The following is a 15,898-nucleotide window of genomic DNA, read 5'->3' as shown; positions in this document are numbered from 1 at the left end:
CCGAGGGTGGGCACCTCTCGGCCCGCTTCGCTCACTCAGGACAGCACTCTCCCATCTGTGACAGACGAAGATGAGAGCTATGTCGACGACGACACGGATGCCATGGCGGTCTTGGCCGCTCGCCACCCAGATTCTGGTCTGGGTGCTGTGCATCCTCATCGTCACCAGCGCGATCGGCGCCATCGTGTACGCGCAGATCAGCAGCGCGACCGTAGACGAGCAGTACCAGCAGCGCTCGCTGGCCGTCGCATCCTCCGTGGCGCAGATGCCGCAGATCATCGACGACGTCGCGAAGGGCGACCCGCAGCACAGCATCCGCACGCTCGCCGAGCAGGTGCGCAAGGCGACCGGGGCCAGCTACGTGGTCGTGACCGACAGGAACGGCGTACGGTTCTCGCATCCGAATCCGGCGCTCATCGGGCAGAAGCTCGAAGAGCCGGTGGCCGTGCTCGACGGCCGCACGCACGTGGGCATCGACCCGGGGAGCCTGGGCCGCTCGGCAAACGGCAAGGCGCCGATCTTCAATGCGCAGCACAAGGTGATCGGGCAGGTGTCGGTCGGCATCCTCGAGACGGAGGAATCGGCCGACAACACCCGTGACATCGTCCTCATCGTCGGGTATTCCCTGCTCGCGCTCGCGGTCGGGGCCATCGGTTCGCTCATCCTCGCCCGCCGCATCAAGCGGGTGACGTTCGGTCTGGAGCCCGCGTCGATCGCGGCGCTCCTGCAGGAGCGGGAGGCCATGCTGCACGGCATCCGCGAGGGCATGATCGGGTTCGACGCGAGCAGCCGGGTCACCGTGCTGAACGGGGAGGCACGGCGGCTGCTGGGTCTGAAGGGCGAGGTGCTGGGGCGACGGCTGGACGACATCCTGCCGCCGGGGCGCCTGCGCGACCTGCTCAGCGGCGAGCTGCCGGCATCCGACAGCAATATCCTCACCGACGACGCGCTGCTGGTGGTGAACCGGATGCCCGTGGCGCTCGCCGGCCGCGACATCGGTGCGGTGGTCACGCTGCGGGACCGCACGGAGGCGGAGGCGTTGATTCGCGAGATCCGCGCGATCGACGGGCTGAGCCAGGCGCTGCGCGCTCAGGAGCACGAGTACGCGAACCGGTTGCACGTGATCGCCGGCCTCATCGAGCTCGGCGAGTACGACCAGGCGAACCACTACCTGGCGCAGATCTCACACACGCCCTCGTCGGTCGACGACGACCTGCGGTCGCGGATCGCGCCGGCGGAGCTCGTGGCACTGCTGACCGCCAAGTCGGCCGTCGCCGTCGAGCGGGGCATCACGTTGACGGTCACGCCCGATTCTCGGCTGGAAGATCCGTCGGTGGACGCCGAAGTGCTGCTCACCATCGTCGGCAACCTGGTCGACAACGCGTTCGACGCCGTAGACGAGCTGCCGGGCGAACGGTCTGTGACCGTGCGCATCGCGCAGCACGACGAACTTCTGATCGACGTCATCGACAGCGGCCCGGGCGTGCCGGCCGACCGCATCGACGAGGTGCTCCGCGACGGGTACTCCACGAAGCGGTCGAACGCCGGCCGGCGACGCGGTCTCGGTCTCGCGCTGATCAGCCGCATGGTGCGGCGGCTGGGAGGATCGATCACGGTGCATCCCGGTCCGGGCGGCCACTTCGAGGTGCACCTGCCCGTGCGGGCGACGGATGCTCCGAGCCCGGCCGAAAGCGAGGTGACGGCATGATCAGAACGCTGGTCGTCGACGACGACTTCCGGGTAGCGCACATCCACGCCGAGCGCGTCGCACGGGTTCCGGGTTTCGAGTGCGTGGGCGAGGCGTACACGGCCGCCCAGGCGAGGGAGGCGATCGAGCAGCTGGCGCCCGATCTGCTGCTGCTGGACGTGTACCTGCCCGACGAGAGCGGCATCTCGCTGCTGCGGTCGCTGCACAGCCTGGATGCGCCGCCGGACTGCATCCTGATCACCGCCGCCCGCGACCTCGAGACCGTCCGGTCCGCGATGCGAGGCGGCGCGTTCTACTACCTCGTGAAGCCGTTCGGCTTCGACCAGTTCGCCCGGGAACTGGAAGCGTACCGGGCATGGCGGGAACAGACGGCCGTCGAGGGCGCCGCCGATCAGGCATCCATCGATGAGCTGTTCGGTATGCAACGCACGTCGCGGCCGGATGTCTTGCGCGGCAAGCTGCCGCCCTCGATGCACAAGGTGCTCACGACCGTGCGCGACTCGACCGAGCCCATCGGCGCGGCGGCCGTCGCGGACGCGCTCGGGATGAGCCGACCGACCGCGCAGCGCTACCTCAGCGAGCTGGAGCGGCGCGGCCTGATCGAACTGCACCTCGAGTACGGCTCGACGGGCCGGCCGACGAACACGTACCGGCCCCGGCGGTGAGGGTGCCGCATCGGCCCACCCTGCGGATCGTGTGGTCACGGTGCCGTAGCAAGTGCTCGGCTCGATTCTGAGCATCAGCGGTCATCTTGCCCGGCTGAATCATCACTTGGCGAACCGAGCCGCGAGGAGTTGCTGAGCATCCGCGGGAACCAGCTCGACGGGCAGAAAGCACGGCCAGCGGGACGTCTTGCGGTGCAGGATCACGAGCCCATCGCGCACCGTCATGCGTCTGAAAACGCTGTACGCGGTCTGGCTCCTGCGCCCCGCGGTCTCCTCACGCATCTTCTCGGCGCCGAAGCAGGTGGCCCACTCCTCACCGATGGGGAGCTGATTGCGGATGCTCCGCACGGCGAACGCATAGAGGCACCCGTTGGAACCTGCTATGAGGACGGCGCCGGCGAGCACGTAACCAAGAAACGTGACGGGCGTGCCCGTGTTCGCTGCAGCGCCCATCCCGGCGAACAGAAAGCCCGCCTCCAGCATCACCGCCATGGCAACTCTCAACGGACGGAAGAGCACGTAACGGCCCACCGCACGTGAATATCGCGCCGCAACCTGCGGGGTGATCACGAGGCGGTGCTGGATGGGGACTGCCGTGTCTCTCATGGTGCCTCTTGCTCGGGTCAACAGGAACTGAGTCGAATTGCGTCACCCCGGATCCGCCCGGCGAACCACCCAATCGCGGATCCGTTTCCGCACGAAAAGGAGACTACTGTGCCGACAGCTCGAGGACTTGCACCAGCTCTAATCCCTCGGGTCGCGCGAACCAATATGGTGGCGAATGCTGGCAGCCCTCACGGCCAAGAATGATCCGAGCATCAAGACCGGGACTGAGATCGCAGCGAGCAGGAACGAGTTGGGGCGCGAGCCTTCCATTGTGTAGGCCAACGATCCGCCCACGAAGATGAGGAGGCTGATGATGACGCAGACTATCCCGATAGCACGCAATGACGCTCCGTCCTCTCTGGGCACCGGACTCGTATCCAGTGTGCACGGGGTGGTAGCGAATCGATAACCGAGGTTGCCCATACGTAAGCGGATCCGCGAACGGACAGTAAGGGTGACGTATGGTGCTGCGAAAACAGCGCTACTTATCGCTCCGCGGTCTATGACGTGGGAGTGGGCGCTTGGTCGACGACGGACATTGAAATGCTCTGGGCATCCGTCACCGTGGTGCCCGACAGGTCTCGGCTCTCGGTGGTGTATGAGCGGATGAATCCGGTGGCGGTGTCGACGACGATTGTCGCGACCCTGGCGTGGGTGGTGTCGGCACGCTGTAGGGTCACGACTGATCCGTTCTGCGCGACGACCTTGATGCCGGGGATCAGGGCGAGGGCGCGGAAGGTCGCCGCGCGCAGGTCGGGTGGCATCAGAGCGGTTGTGAGCGGGTCGCTGAACATGCTCATCACCCAGTCATACCCCTGGCTCGCTTCGCCTCGGGCACGGAACCAATTCAGCAGCGCCTTCGGATCGCGCGGCATCTCGGCGTAGTAGGGGCGCCACGGGTCGATGGAGTTGGTGAACTTGCCTCGGTCGCGCTGTTGCGGCGTCAGCGGCCCGTCCTCGCCGCTGGGCATCCGTTCGACCTTTTCCGGCCCTCGGGAGTCAGGCCCCAATTGAAGGAACCAGTCCTTTGTGCGGTCGGCTGGGATGTAGAGCACGAGCGTGGAGCTGCCGGGCGAAGTGCCGGTCCCGCCTCCGGCCTTCGGATCCGGGTCGCCCGAATAGGTAGTCGTATCCGCGATCCGCAGATATTGGCCGCTGGTCAATGTGGTGTCCACGGCATGGACCGTCACGTTCGCGGTCTGCCGGAGCACGGCAGCAGCGGCCGCCGCTTCGGGGTGGGGCGGGGCCAGGACGATGCCCGCAACAAGCGCCGCCGCCGCCAACCCCGCGATCACGACGGATCCTCCGATCAACCGTCGGCGAACCGGCTTTCGCACACTGGGACGCTGCTTCCGAGCGGTCTCGCGCAGCAACTTCTGCCGCGCCTCGTCGAGCTTCGGGTCCGTGATCGGAGGGACGTCCTGCCCGATCTCACGCACCTGTTCCAAGATGTCCATTGGTCTCCTCCTTCGCCATCCAGGCCAGCCGGGTCGCCGCATGTGACCCGGGCGGTGCGAGTTTTCTGCGCACCCGGTTCAGTCGAGAGCGCACCGTCCCGACCGGCACACCGAGGGCGAGCGCGACCTCCTCGTACGTGAGATCCCCCCAGGCATAAAGCAGCAGAGTCTCCCGGTCTCGGGCCGACAACGCCGCAATACGCGGCGCCAACGCCCGCACAGCGGCAGCGGCATCCGTCCGCGCGGATGCCGCCTCGATCTCCCCATCGCTGACGTGGTCGTCCCGTGCCACCGACGCCTGGAAAGACCGCCACTGCGCAGCCTCCAGCGCCCGGTGTCGCTTCACAATCCGGGAGGCGATGCCCAGAAGCCACGGCCGTGCCGACTCCCATGAGACATCGAACTCCGCCCGACGGCGGAACGCGACGAGCATCGTTTCACTCAGCACGTCCTGGGCAGCGTCCGCACCCACACGCCGCGCAGCAAACGCCGCCACCGCCCTGGCATGCAGATCAAACAACTCCGCAAACGCCACCGGCTCGCCGACCGAACGGCGAATGATGTCGGCATCTGTGCTCATACGGTCTATTGCACAGCCACGCGAAAATAGTTCACGAGAACATCATGTCGAGCCGCGAGAGGCGTGGGGCCCCTTCCGTTGGACTGCACGGACGGTTTCAAGGCGTATTGCGGCAGACCCGAAGTGCTCCTCGTCCCAGCCAGGCAGTCCTGTTCGGCGTGGATCTCCGTCAACGAGAGTCTCGCACGCCATTCGGACGGCCTGGCGCGGACTTAGAGTCCGGGCGCCTGGGACGCGACCCATGGACCGCTCGGGCTACAGCAGTCAACGACGGCTCCCTCGTCATCGTCCGCGGAATGCCGCGCTAAAGCATCCGTTAGCACACGGTGTCATGGGCGCCACACATGAGGCGGAAGAATCGTCGAGTGGACAGCGGCGAGTGGTGGGATGTGCTCGATGCCGACGGGATGCCGACGGGTGAGGCATACCTGCGCGGCGCTCCGGGCTGGCCGGCCGCACGGTTCCACTTGATCGTCGCGACCTGCGTGTTTCGAAACGACGGAATGGTTCTGCTGACCCAGCGCGCACCGGGCAAGGAATTCGGGCGCGGATGGGAGTTCCCAGAAGGCAGCGCTTTGGCCGGCGAGACTAGCTTTCCGGGGGCTTCGCTCCTCCGTGGGGGTGGAAAGCCTGCTTACTTTCGTACTAGCCGTGTCGCAGCCAGCAGAGAGCTGCGCGAAGAGACCGGCATCCCCGTTCCGCCGGAGGACCTGACCCTCGTGGGTCGATTCGTTGAGACGTCAGCCTTGCTCGACTTCTACATCGCGCAAGCGCCGTCGAACCTCGAGCTGCGCCTTCAAGCGAGCGAGGTAATGGCGGCCGAGTGGGTAACGCCAGAGGGAGTGGAGCGAAGACTCGACGACAGGACGATGGCGCTGCCATGGACCGCGCGCCTGGAAGCACTGTGGTCCGAAACGAAAACCAGGATTAGCACCGCCCGATAGTGAATCCGCCTGCGGGCGGGGCGTAGGGTCAATTCGTGACCGTATGGCGGGCGATCAGCCGATTCTTGGCTTGGGTCGCCGGAGTGGTGAGACAGGTCGCGGGCGGGCTGAACGGCGGTCGCACCTCGGACACGTATGCAACGAAGCTTTACGAGCAGCCACGAGACGGCTATCGACCCTGAAAGCTTCCCGCGTTCGACGACACTCGTCACCGCTGGATCGTTCATCAGCACAACTTGCGACACTTATCGAGCATAAGAGCGATGTCCGCCCACAACGGGGTCGCTCAGCAGGCGCCGACGCCCGGCCGAATGTCGTTTGTGCCGGCCCGCCAGTCCTAGAGGATGGCTGCATGACCGATGAAGCGACGGCGCCGTCTGGAGCACTCGCGAAGCCTGCCGATTACAACGCTGCGCGCGGCGCCGGCCTCCCGGATAGTCGGGGCCGTACTGGTCTGGATCAGATTGGTCGCGGCCTTGTCGGCAACGCAAATGTTGTTATCCGTGACGTCGAGGTCACCTCGGACGGGTGGCACGTGCTGCGCCGGACGACCTTCGACATGCGTGGACGCGATGGGGTGTGGTCGACTCAACAGCGCGAGACGTACGATCGAGGCAACGGCGCAACGATCCTGCTCTACGATCCGGAGCGCGGCACGGTCTTGCTGACGAGACAGTTCCGCTTTCCTGCCTATGTGAACGACCACCCCGACGGCATGCTTATCGAGACGGCAGCGGGTCTGCTGGATGCGGATGATCCGGAGACTGCGATCCGTCGAGAAGCGAGCGAAGAGCTCGGAGTTGAGGTCCGGGACTTGACGCACGTGTTCGACGCGTACATGAGTCCGGGTTCGGTCACCGAACGCGTGAACTTCTATGCCGGCGCGTACACACCCGCTGACCGCACCGGCGCTGGTGGCGGTGTCGCGGACGAGGGCGAGGAGATCGAGGTCCTGGAACTACAGTTCCAGGAGGCGCTCCGGATGATCACCGATGGTGCGATCGTGGACGGCAAGACCATCATGCTGCTGCAGTGGGCAGCGCTCCGCGGCATCATCCCCTGACCAAGAACGCAACGCCCACTGAACGATTCGCCTGCGGGCAGGATCGTCGGGGCAATCTAGCCACGCCACCGGGGGGGCACAGCGGGGCGTTCCTTGTCCGATTCGTCGTCTAATGGCCGATGTCGTCGAACTCACGCCGCAAATACTTTGGAGCCTGAACACGCCACGCCTCCGTCACGAGCTCGGCAAGATGGTCCTGGTCGATGCCGGCCATGCGGAACGCGACCTTCGGTTGTCCCCAGGGCGTTGTGGTGCGCAGAAACACCGTGGGCGCCATCTCGATAAGGGCGAGCGCGTCCAGGCTGTCGGCGACCTTCACGCCGACGACAAGTTCGGACGCGACGATCTCGCGCATGTCTACGGGGACGCTGGGCCAAGGATGGCACTCCCACGCATACAGCTTGCCGCGCACGAACCAAGCAGCGCCGCCTGTCGTCGCGCGCTCCTCACTACCAGGCAACCCAACAGCAGTGCGGCGCAGATCGTCGAGATCGGCCATCGTCCGAAGATATTCCGTGCCACCGACACCGAAACACGGCGCATCAGTCAGCGATCCTTGACCGGGCGGGCGTGGTTTCGCCCACGCTATCGAGTAATGCGAGTTCCGGCGATGCTGCCGCCGACCGTTAAGACAATCACGCTGAGGATGGGCGCGACGCTGGCAACAACGATGGCCGCGACCCCGAACTTCCGTCCTTGGTTCTTCGCCGTCGCGATAATTCCTGCTGCGGGCTGACGTTCTGATCGAGGCGATCTTTCAGAGCCAGGACTCGATAATCCGGATCGAGGGAGCCAACGCCTGCGACGAGCGGCTCAGCGACCAGCGACGCCAGCACGCACGCCCCGCTGTCGAGCGGGCCAGCAGCTGCCGGTGCGTGTCGCGCACGTATGTCCAGATCTTCACCGAATCCCTCCAACGCGGCTGACGACGGAAGAACTTTGAACGATGCTCTTACGTGCGATGAAGCGTCAACCTGGCGTGGTCCACGAACGAGTCCCGCTCAGGTATCGCGTGTCGATTCAGACGGGGCCGCAGCTGTCACACCGCCCGCTCTGGGGATGATCGACGCTGGTGGCGCGTGCTTGGCTCCGCGGGAGATGCGAAGTGGAAGCATCAATGGATGGATATCGCGGGCCCGATCGACACCCAGACCGAACCATTCCGCACCGGCGATAGTGTCGTGCTCCGCAGCGTGAACACCTTCGGCGCGCACGGTGAGGCTGTCGGTTTCGCCGTTGCGGGACGCGTTCTCATCGACGACGGTGAACTCGCCGTGGTGGCCACGGTGCCCGGATCCGAAGTGCGGCGACGAGCCGGCAACGGAAGCGGCCCGAACGGCAGGCTCGTTTTGCCTGAGAACTGGGATGGGTCGTACGTCGAGGCCGAGTGGTTCGGAGCGCCCGTTGTGCGCGTGCACCCGAAGGGCTCGCGATGGTCGGTCTGGCGATGGCACGACGGATCAGACTGGCTTCCAGACTGGTACGTGAACCTCGAACGTCCGTGGTCGCGGACTATTGTCGGCTTCGATACCCAGGACTGGACCCTCGATGTGGTGGCCTCGACCGGTGCGGACGGAGCCTGGTCCGTCCGGTACAAGGACGAGGATGAACTCGCCTTCTACGCTCAAACTGGACACTGGCCGCAGTGGATGCGTTCGATCATCGAGGGCGCTGGTAACGAGGCAACCAGGATTGCGCAGGCGCGCGGCTTCCCCTTCGACGCTGACTGGTCGCAGTGGATTCCTGATCCGACCTGGCCTGCAGCAACGATGCCAGCAGAATGGAACGTGCTCCGCTAAGAGATTCCTCGGGCGGGGCGTTCCGGCAGTTCGGACAACCTACTGCCGAGGCTCTTGGCGCACATGTTGGTGGACCGACTTGGAGGACCCGTGCATTCAAAAACCGCCAGGCCGGTCGACCGGGTTGTGGTCCTTGTCGTCGGGCGTCCAGCATCGGGAAAGAGCACCATAAGTGAGCTCGTCGCAGAGCGATGGGGCCTTCCCATCGTGGCTAAGGACGCAGTGAAGGAGCTCCTTTTCGACCTACTCGGCGTCGGAGACCAGGCGTGGTCGGAGCGGCTCGGCAGCGCCAGCTTCGCTCTGCTGGACTACATCATCGAATTGCAGCTTCGCACCGGCTCGTCATTCATCATCGACGCTGCGTACAACGCTGCGATTGAGAGCGCGAAGTTTCAAGCCTGGCAGGAGAAGTACGGGTTCACGGCGATCCAAGTGCACTGCACAGCCTCCGATGACGAACTAGTGCGCAGGTTCACTCAGCGCGAGCGAGACGGTCTTCGGCATCCTGGACATGCCGACAACGAGCGCATCGACGGCTTCCGCGCCAGCCTGGCAGATGGGCGCGCTGAGGTGCTCGACCTGCGAGGGTCGGTGATCAGCTGCGACACGCGAGCGGTCGAAGCTGTTGATGACGCGCTGGCGCAACTCGGACAGATCATCGTGTGACCCCTACGCCGCATGCATCATCAGCCTGGCACGCAAGCAGAGCGAGAGCCGATATAACCAGCGCCCTGCCGACCCAAATGCACCGCTCGTTCAAGGTTCACTTCGATGGCCGGACATGGATCGGCGACGGGAAATGGGGCACGAACTTCTCTCCGGCACGCCGGCCGCTCTGTGTGCCCACAAGCCGACCCCGCTGCGGGCAGGAGCCGCACGGTTGCAGGCGAGGACAGCGACAGATACATCAGCGAACACCTTCAATCGGGTATCGCGCCGACCGACTGAATCCCGCAGGGCCTAACTGCAACACGTTCAGCACGCGGTCGTGCGGGATCGCGGTTCGACGAACGAGCAGCAGCACTCACCGTTCGGCATCCACCCAATCCACAGGTCCGACGCGGGATCGACCCGCCTTGTCGGAGCCTTACCACTGGGCCCGCCGCATCGGCCGTACAGCGACGAACCCCACCCTCGACACACGAACCCTAGACCGGTACGTTCACTAATGGTGCGCCTCAGCCGCTCGGGCACCGCCGGCGCTCCGTGCTCGCTCCACGTCCCCGCACGTGGCGAAGGGGGTCTTCGATGTCCACCGGCATCCCGATCCAGATCGACGGCATCACCAAACGCTTCGGGAATGTCACCGCGGTCTCGAATCTGAGCTTCACGGTCGAGCCCGGCCGTGTCACCGGGTTCCTCGGCCCGAACGGCGCCGGCAAGACGACGACGCTGCGCATGTTGCTCGGGCTCGTCTCGCCGACGAGCGGCACGGCGACGTTCGACGGCGTCAGGTATCACGATCTCGCATCACCGCTCACGACGGTCGGGGCATCGCTCGAGGCGGCGAGCTTCCACCCCGGCCGCACAGCCCGCAACCACCTGTTGCTCTACGCGCAGGCGGCTCGCATCGACCGCGGTCGCGTAACCGAGGTGCTGAATCTGGTCGGGCTCACCGAGTACGCCGACCGCCGCGTCGGCGGCTACTCCATGGGGATGCGCCAACGCCTTGGCCTCGCATTCACGCTGCTCGGAAATCCAGGCGTGCTCGTGCTCGACGAGCCGATCAACGGGCTCGACCCCGAGGGCATCAAGTGGATCCGGCTGTTCCTGCGCGAACTCGCCGCCGAAGGCCGCACCGTTCTCGTCTCGTCGCACCTGCTCAGCGAGGTGCAGCAGAGCGTCGACGAGGTCGTGATCATCGCCAAGGGCGAGCTCGTGCACCGCGGCACGCTGGAGAGCCTCGAGGCGGGCGACCACATCTCGGTGCTCGTCGACTCCCCCGACCGCGACGCGCTCTCCCGGGCACTGGCATCCGCGGGTCTCGAGTTCGAGGTCGTGCGCAGCGGGCTCGTGGTGCACGGCACCGAGGCCGCACAAATCGGTCACATCGCCTTCGCCGCGGGCGTCGAACTGAGCGCGCTTCAACGGCAGAGATCGGGCTTGGAGGATGTCTTCCTCTCGCTGGTCGGAGAAGGGGACTCGCTGTGAACGGCTTCATCGCAGGCATCCGATCCGAGTTCACGAAGTTCCTCACCACACGCATGTGGTGGGTGCTGGCGATCGTGCTGTTCGGGTACGTCGCTCTGATCGCAGGCGGGCTGGGCACCCTGTTCGCGGCACTGTCGACAGGTCACCTGCACACCGCGAATGGCCAGACGCCGCACTTCGGTCACCTTGCGCCGCTCATCTACAGCTTCGCCACCTCGGTCGGCTACGTCTTCCCCGTGCTGCTCGGCGCCCTCGCCACCACGGGCGAGTTCCGCCACCAGACCCTGACGCCGACGTTCCTGGCCAACCCGCACCGCGGTCGGGTGCTCGGCGCCAAGTCGGTCAGCTCGCTCGTGATGGGCGGGATGTACGGGGTGATCGCACTGATCGCCTCCGTCGGCGGAGGTGCCATCGCCCTCTCCGCGACCGGCGTCGACACAATGCTCGGCGACAGCGACACGTGGGCGCTGTTCGGCCGGGCGCTCATCGCTATGGCGCTCTGGGCCGTGATCGGCGTCGGGCTCGGCGTGGTGGTGCCGAATCAGGCCGCAGTGATCGTCATCATCCTCGCGTTCACGCAGTTCCTGGAGCCGCTGCTGCGGCTGGCCGGCAGCTTCTCGGATGCCGCGGGATCCGTCACGAAGTTTCTCCCGGGCACCGCGAGCGACGGCCTGGTCGGAGCGAGCTTCTTCACGGTCTCCACCCCCGGCTCCGCCATCCTGGACTGGTGGCAGGGCGGTCTCGTGCTCGTCGGATACGCCGTGCTGTTCAGCGTGCTCGGCTGGTTGACCACCTGGCGCCGTGACGTGACCTGAGCCCGCGACGCCGGCGGATCTACTCCGCGGAGAGTACCGGCGATACTCCCGTCGCCTCATGACAGCGGGCACCGGCCGTGAACAGAATGGCGTTGCGAGCCGAACGGATCGGCCGAGAGGAGACGCCGATGTCAACGCAAACGCGGAGAAGCAGCGCGGAGAAGCTGACCCGCCGATCCCGGGAGGCGCTCTTCGCGCTGGGGCTGCAGTTCCTGCTCGGCATGGCCGCCAACCTCATCGGCAGTCCCGAAGAGAACTCCGGCGCCGGGACCGCCGTCGCCGGCATCGTCCTGGGACTGCACGCACTCGTGGGCATCGGCCTCATCGTCGTGTCGGTGCGGGTCTGGATGGCCGCCCGAGCGGAAGGAGCGGGCGTGCGTTCGGCACTGTGGGCGTTCATCGTGATCATCCTCACGTTCCTGGCTGGCGTGGGGACGATGATGACGGGCAACGGCTGGCTGTCCTTCCTCATGTCGGTCGGATTCGTCGTGGCGGCGGCCCTCTACGTCGCAATCGGCGCGGGCGCGCTGCTCCGGCAGCGAGCATCCACCGTCCACTGACGTCGCCCGGCCGGCGAGTCGAGGCCTCATGACCCTCGCGTTCATAACTCCTGCAAAACCGTGGGCCGGGGCTCGCCGGGCCTGAAGACGCGGGCCGGAGGGCGAACAGCCGACCACGGCTGCAGGAGTTATGAACCGATCAGCGAGGCGCGTCAGGCGACGGGTGCCTCGGTTGCCGCCACAACGACGTCGCTGATGCGCGAGTCGCCGGCCGCAACCTCTTCGAAGGCCGCCTCGATCTCCGCGCGACCCAGCAGTTCCGTCATGCGACGGCGGCGCTGACGCGGGATCAGCGTCACAACCGTGCCGGGCTTCCCGGCGCGACCCGTGCGGCCGGACCGGTGCAGATACGTCTTGTACTCGTCGGGGGCATCCGCCTGGATCACCAGATCGATGTCGTCGACGTGGATGCCGCGCGCCGCGACATCCGTCGCCACCAGCACCGAGACGCGACCGTTCGACAGCTTGTCGAGGTTGCGCTGGCGCCGGGACTGGCTCAGGTCTCCGTGCAGCGACACCGCGGGGATGCCTGCGTCGTCGAGCTGGTCGGCCAGCTGCTCGGCGAACGCGCGGGTGCGGGCGAAGATCAGCGTCTTGCCGTCGCGGTCGGCGAGCTGCTCGACGATCTGGCCCTTCTCCCGGTGCTCGATCACGAACACGCGGTGGTCGATGGTGCCGGACGCCTGGTCCTCACCCGCCACCTCGTGCACCGCGGGGTCGACGAGGAACTCGTCGACGAGCGAGGCGACGCCGCTGTCGAGCGTGGCCGAGAACAGCAGCTTCTGGCCACCATCCGAGGTGCGACGGATGATCCGCTGCACCGGCTCGAGAAAGCCCAGGTCGCACATGTGGTCGGCTTCGTCGAGCACGGTGATGACGACCTCGCTGAGGTCGAGGTGGCCCTGCTCGATGAGGTCCTCGATGCGGCCCGGGGTGCCGATCACGATGTCGACGCCGCGACGCAGCGCACCCACCTGGCGAGCCTGCGGGACGCCGCCGTAGATCTGCGTGGTGAAGAGGCCGACGCTGCGGGCGATCGGCTGCACCGTGCGGTCGATCTGCAGCGCGAGCTCGCGGGTGGGCGCCATGATGAGCGCTCGCGGAGAGCGACCCATGGTGCGCTTGCCGGTGCCCCGGCCGGATTCGGCCCAGAGTTGCATCAGCCTCTCGACAAGCGGGGCTGCGAACGCGATGGTCTTGCCGCTGCCAGTGCGGCCGCGGCCGAGCACGTCACGGCCGGCAAGCACCTCGGGGATCGTGGCCGCCTGGATCGGGAACGGGCTCGGCGCGCCGAGCTCGGCGAGAACGCGCACGATGTTTCCGCCGAGGCCGAGATCGCCGAACGTGACGCCCTCGACATCGGATGCCTCGATCGCCTCGGCCTGCAGCCTCTCGAGCACGACATCGTCGTTCGACGTGTGCGAGACACGCTCGTCGCGCTTCGGGTAGAAGTCGGAGTCGCGGCGCTCGCGAGGAGCGTCGTCGTGACGCGCGGGGCGGCGATCGGCGCGGTCGTCGAACGAGCGACGCGGACGGTCGTCATCGAAGGAACGGCGGGCGCGGTCACCGTCGAAGGAACGGCGGGGACGGTCGTCGTCGGAACGGCGGCGCGGTCGGTCGTCAGAGCGACGGTCACTGTCATTGAACGAGCGACGCGGGCGGTCGTCGCCGTAAGGACGCACCGGGCGATTGTCGTCGAAGCGGCGCGCGGGCCGGTCATCGTCGTATCGGCGAGCAGGGCGCTCGTCGTCGTGGAAACGGCGAGCGGGCCGCTCGTCGTGGAAGCGGCGGTCCCCGTCGGAGCGACGCGCGGGCCGGCCATCGTCATGACGGCGCGCTGCGCGGTCGTCGTCGAAGCGACGCGGACGGTCGAAGTCGCGGCGCGGGCGCTCATCGCCGCCGGAACGACGCTCGTCACGTGCTCCGCGGTCGTAGCGCGGGCGGTCATCCCGTGCGGGGCGGTCATCACGGCGATCGCGGTATCCGCTCGCGTTGCCGCGCGACGGACGCGAGTACTCGGCGTCGTCGCGACGGCGGTCGTCGCCAGCTCCACGTGGACGCTCGGCGGCGTGGCCGCGAGCGGCGCGCTCGTCGGCGGTCCAGCGACGCTTCTTCGGGGCATCCGCCTCATCCGGACGGTAGCCGCGGTGGCCGGCGCTGCGGCTGCCCGGCTTGGAGCCGGACTTTGCGCCGAACGACTTGTGGCCGCTCGACTTCTTGGCGTAGTCCGGGTCGTAGTTCGGTCGACCGGCAGGCTTCTTGTTCTTGGGCATCAAGGATTCTTCTGGGTTGTTCTCGAGTGTGCAGGGCAGAACCCGCGACAAGTCGTCGCGTCCTTGCAGAACCTCGGGCAGGCGGCGTAAATCGCCGCCTCGATGAGGACCGTTCCATACAGGGCCATCCGCCGCGGCGTGCATCGACGCGATAGGTGCTCTTCGCACCAGGCGGAACCGGCCCACAAGACTTACAAACCCATCCGCGCGAGTGCGCGGTGTCCAGAGCCGACTGCGACAGTCTACCGGATGCCCGACTGACATTCTGCTGGGCGCCGTGAGTCACATGCGGTCGCAGATCGTCAGGCCCGGGCGGGCCGGACCGTGGCCCACCGCTCGGCCACGAGCATCAGCACGACGATGACGACCACGACCACCAGCTGCACGATCACCGGTGCGACGTACCCGAGCACCGCAGAGGCGAGCACGACGGCGATGCGGCTGAGGCGCCCTGCCGCGCGCGAGGGGCCAGATGCGCGCGAGGGCTCTGGCGCGCGCGACGGCTCTGGCGTCATGAGCCCATTCTCGCCATCCGGCGACGCCGATCACGGAGAACGCCGCGCGCGGTGAACGTCGACCCGCGTCCATAACTCCTGCAGATGGCTGCGGGGTGCGCGGCCCTCTACCGGCCCGCCGCGGCAGCCGGCGTTCGTGTGTTACACGCTGCAGGAGTTACGAACAGTGGCGGCGGGCGAGCCACGGGCGCTGCCGCGGTCACACAGTGGGAGCGCCGTCACGGCCGGGCGGGTGCTGTCTCCTGGTGCGGCGCAGGCAGCTCGGCGGTCGCCGCCCAGCTCGCCAGCAGCACGATCGCATCGGCGGACGACGACCCGGGCTCGGCCGTGTACGTCGACATGGTGAGCCCCACATCGGCGGGCAACTCGAGCGCCTCGTACGTCAGCTCGAGGTCGCCGACGATCGGATGGTGCAGGCGCTTCACGCCCGTGCGGTGGTGGCGCACGTTGTGCGCACCCCAGAGCGTGTGGAACCGTTCCGACTGCGTCGACAACTCGCCCACGAGGTCGACGAGCACTCGCTGCATGCTCGGCCGCAGCGGGGCGGACGCACGGCGAGCGGATGATGGGCCGCGTCTGCTGGTGAGGAACTCGCGCACCTCGCTGCGGTTGTCCGTTCATCCGACGCTACCCGGCGTCCGGCGCGCGAGGGAGGACCCGTCACTACCCGGTTCCACGCCGCCACCCCGTCTTCAGGTCGCAGTTTCTGTCGCTTCCAGGGCGTCCGTACGACAAAAACTGCGACCTGAATGAGAAAGGATG

At 66.8% G+C, this 15,898-nt stretch carries 17 protein-coding genes; 9 read left to right on the top strand and 8 right to left on the bottom strand.

The features are described from left to right. Positions 1–79: 79 nt before the first annotated feature. Both ACYVII_RS16415 and ACYVII_RS16410 read left to right on the top strand, forming a co-directional pair. Positions 80–1,708: an ATP-binding protein gene (locus ACYVII_RS16415; protein WP_460537076.1), complete on the top strand. Its 1,629-nt coding sequence runs from the start codon at positions 80–82 to the stop codon at positions 1,706–1,708. Beyond that, on the top strand, positions 1,705–2,373 hold the full coding sequence (locus tag ACYVII_RS16410) for a response regulator (RefSeq protein ID WP_460537073.1): 669 nt from the start codon (positions 1,705–1,707) through the stop codon (positions 2,371–2,373). The genes ACYVII_RS16415 and ACYVII_RS16410 overlap by 4 nt, the downstream gene beginning before the upstream one ends. A 102-nt stretch (positions 2,374–2,475) precedes the next feature. Here the strand turns inward: ACYVII_RS16410 and ACYVII_RS16405 are convergent, their stop codons facing one another. From ACYVII_RS16405 to ACYVII_RS16395, 3 genes are all read right to left on the bottom strand, one after another. After that, positions 2,476–2,979 carry a hypothetical protein gene (locus ACYVII_RS16405; protein WP_460537071.1) on the bottom strand — a complete coding sequence of 168 codons (504 nt, stop codon included), beginning with the start codon at positions 2,977–2,979 and terminating at the stop codon, positions 2,476–2,478. 500 nt (positions 2,980–3,479) lie between these two features. After that, positions 3,480–4,436, bottom strand: coding sequence for a hypothetical protein (locus ACYVII_RS16400; protein ID WP_460537069.1), 957 nt, complete (start codon positions 4,434–4,436; stop codon positions 3,480–3,482). Then, positions 4,411–5,016 (bottom strand): RNA polymerase sigma factor, encoded by a 606-nt coding sequence (locus tag ACYVII_RS16395; protein WP_460537068.1) that lies wholly within the window; start codon positions 5,014–5,016, stop codon positions 4,411–4,413. Before ACYVII_RS16395 ends, ACYVII_RS16400 begins: the two co-directional genes overlap by 26 nt. Positions 5,017–5,381: 365 nt before the next feature. Between ACYVII_RS16395 and ACYVII_RS16390 the strand changes: the two genes are divergently transcribed. Together ACYVII_RS16390 and ACYVII_RS16385 are read left to right on the top strand one after the other, a co-directional pair. Next, positions 5,382–5,960 (top strand): NUDIX hydrolase, encoded by a 579-nt coding sequence (locus ACYVII_RS16390; protein WP_460537066.1) that lies wholly within the window; start codon positions 5,382–5,384, stop codon positions 5,958–5,960. A gap of 352 nt (positions 5,961–6,312) precedes the next feature. Continuing rightward, positions 6,313–7,023, top strand: coding sequence for an NUDIX hydrolase (locus tag ACYVII_RS16385; RefSeq protein ID WP_460537064.1), 711 nt, complete (start codon positions 6,313–6,315; stop codon positions 7,021–7,023). A 109-nt stretch (positions 7,024–7,132) separates the two neighbouring features. On the opposite strand, the gene ACYVII_RS16380 is transcribed toward ACYVII_RS16385, so the two are convergent. Further along, on the bottom strand, positions 7,133–7,522 hold the full coding sequence (locus tag ACYVII_RS16380) for an MmcQ/YjbR family DNA-binding protein (protein ID WP_460537062.1): 390 nt from the start codon (positions 7,520–7,522) through the stop codon (positions 7,133–7,135). 258 nt (positions 7,523–7,780) lie between these two features. Next, positions 7,781–7,927 carry a hypothetical protein gene (locus ACYVII_RS16375; protein ID WP_460537060.1) on the bottom strand — a complete coding sequence of 49 codons (147 nt, stop codon included), beginning with the start codon at positions 7,925–7,927 and terminating at the stop codon, positions 7,781–7,783. 217 nt (positions 7,928–8,144) lie between these two features. Here ACYVII_RS16375 and ACYVII_RS16370 point away from each other — a divergent pair, with 217 nt between their 5' ends. The 5 genes from ACYVII_RS16370 to ACYVII_RS16350 all read left to right on the top strand — a co-directional run bounded on the left by ACYVII_RS16370 (position 8,145) and on the right by ACYVII_RS16350 (position 12,348). Continuing rightward, a complete protein-coding gene (locus tag ACYVII_RS16370) occupies positions 8,145–8,822 on the top strand; it encodes a ribonuclease FAU-1 family protein (protein WP_460537058.1) in 678 nt (225 codons plus the stop codon). 63 nt (positions 8,823–8,885) lie between these two features. Beyond that, a complete protein-coding gene (locus tag ACYVII_RS16365; RefSeq protein WP_460537056.1) occupies positions 8,886–9,488 on the top strand; it encodes an AAA family ATPase in 603 nt (200 codons plus the stop codon). Positions 9,489–10,070: 582 nt separating this feature from the next. Then, positions 10,071–10,973 (top strand): ABC transporter ATP-binding protein, encoded by a 903-nt coding sequence (locus tag ACYVII_RS16360; protein ID WP_460537053.1) that lies wholly within the window; start codon positions 10,071–10,073, stop codon positions 10,971–10,973. Next, the gene (locus ACYVII_RS16355) at positions 10,970–11,788 is read left to right on the top strand and encodes an ABC transporter permease (protein ID WP_460537051.1); all 819 of its coding nucleotides are present in this window, start codon (positions 10,970–10,972) and stop codon (positions 11,786–11,788) included. Before ACYVII_RS16360 ends, ACYVII_RS16355 begins: the two co-directional genes overlap by 4 nt. Positions 11,789–11,916: 128 nt before the next feature. After that, positions 11,917–12,348, top strand: a complete 432-nt coding sequence (locus tag ACYVII_RS16350) for a hypothetical protein (protein WP_460537048.1) — start codon at positions 11,917–11,919, stop codon at positions 12,346–12,348. Positions 12,349–12,500: 152 nt separating this feature from the next. On the opposite strand, the gene ACYVII_RS16345 is transcribed toward ACYVII_RS16350, so the two are convergent. The 3 genes from ACYVII_RS16345 to ACYVII_RS16335 form a co-directional block, all read right to left on the bottom strand. Continuing rightward, a complete protein-coding gene (locus ACYVII_RS16345) occupies positions 12,501–14,621 on the bottom strand; it encodes a DEAD/DEAH box helicase (protein WP_460537046.1) in 2,121 nt (706 codons plus the stop codon). 302 nt (positions 14,622–14,923) lie between these two features. Continuing rightward, a complete protein-coding gene (locus ACYVII_RS16340; protein ID WP_460537043.1) occupies positions 14,924–15,136 on the bottom strand; it encodes a hypothetical protein in 213 nt (70 codons plus the stop codon). 218 nt (positions 15,137–15,354) lie between these two features. Next, on the bottom strand, positions 15,355–15,735 hold the full coding sequence (locus ACYVII_RS16335; RefSeq protein ID WP_460537041.1) for an MmyB family transcriptional regulator: 381 nt from the start codon (positions 15,733–15,735) through the stop codon (positions 15,355–15,357). Positions 15,736–15,898: the final 163 nt, after the last annotated feature.

The organism is Humibacter ginsengiterrae (assembly GCF_054780115.1).
The sequence above is the reverse complement of the archived record's forward strand: the minus strand, read 5'-3'. Positions and strand labels throughout refer to the sequence as shown.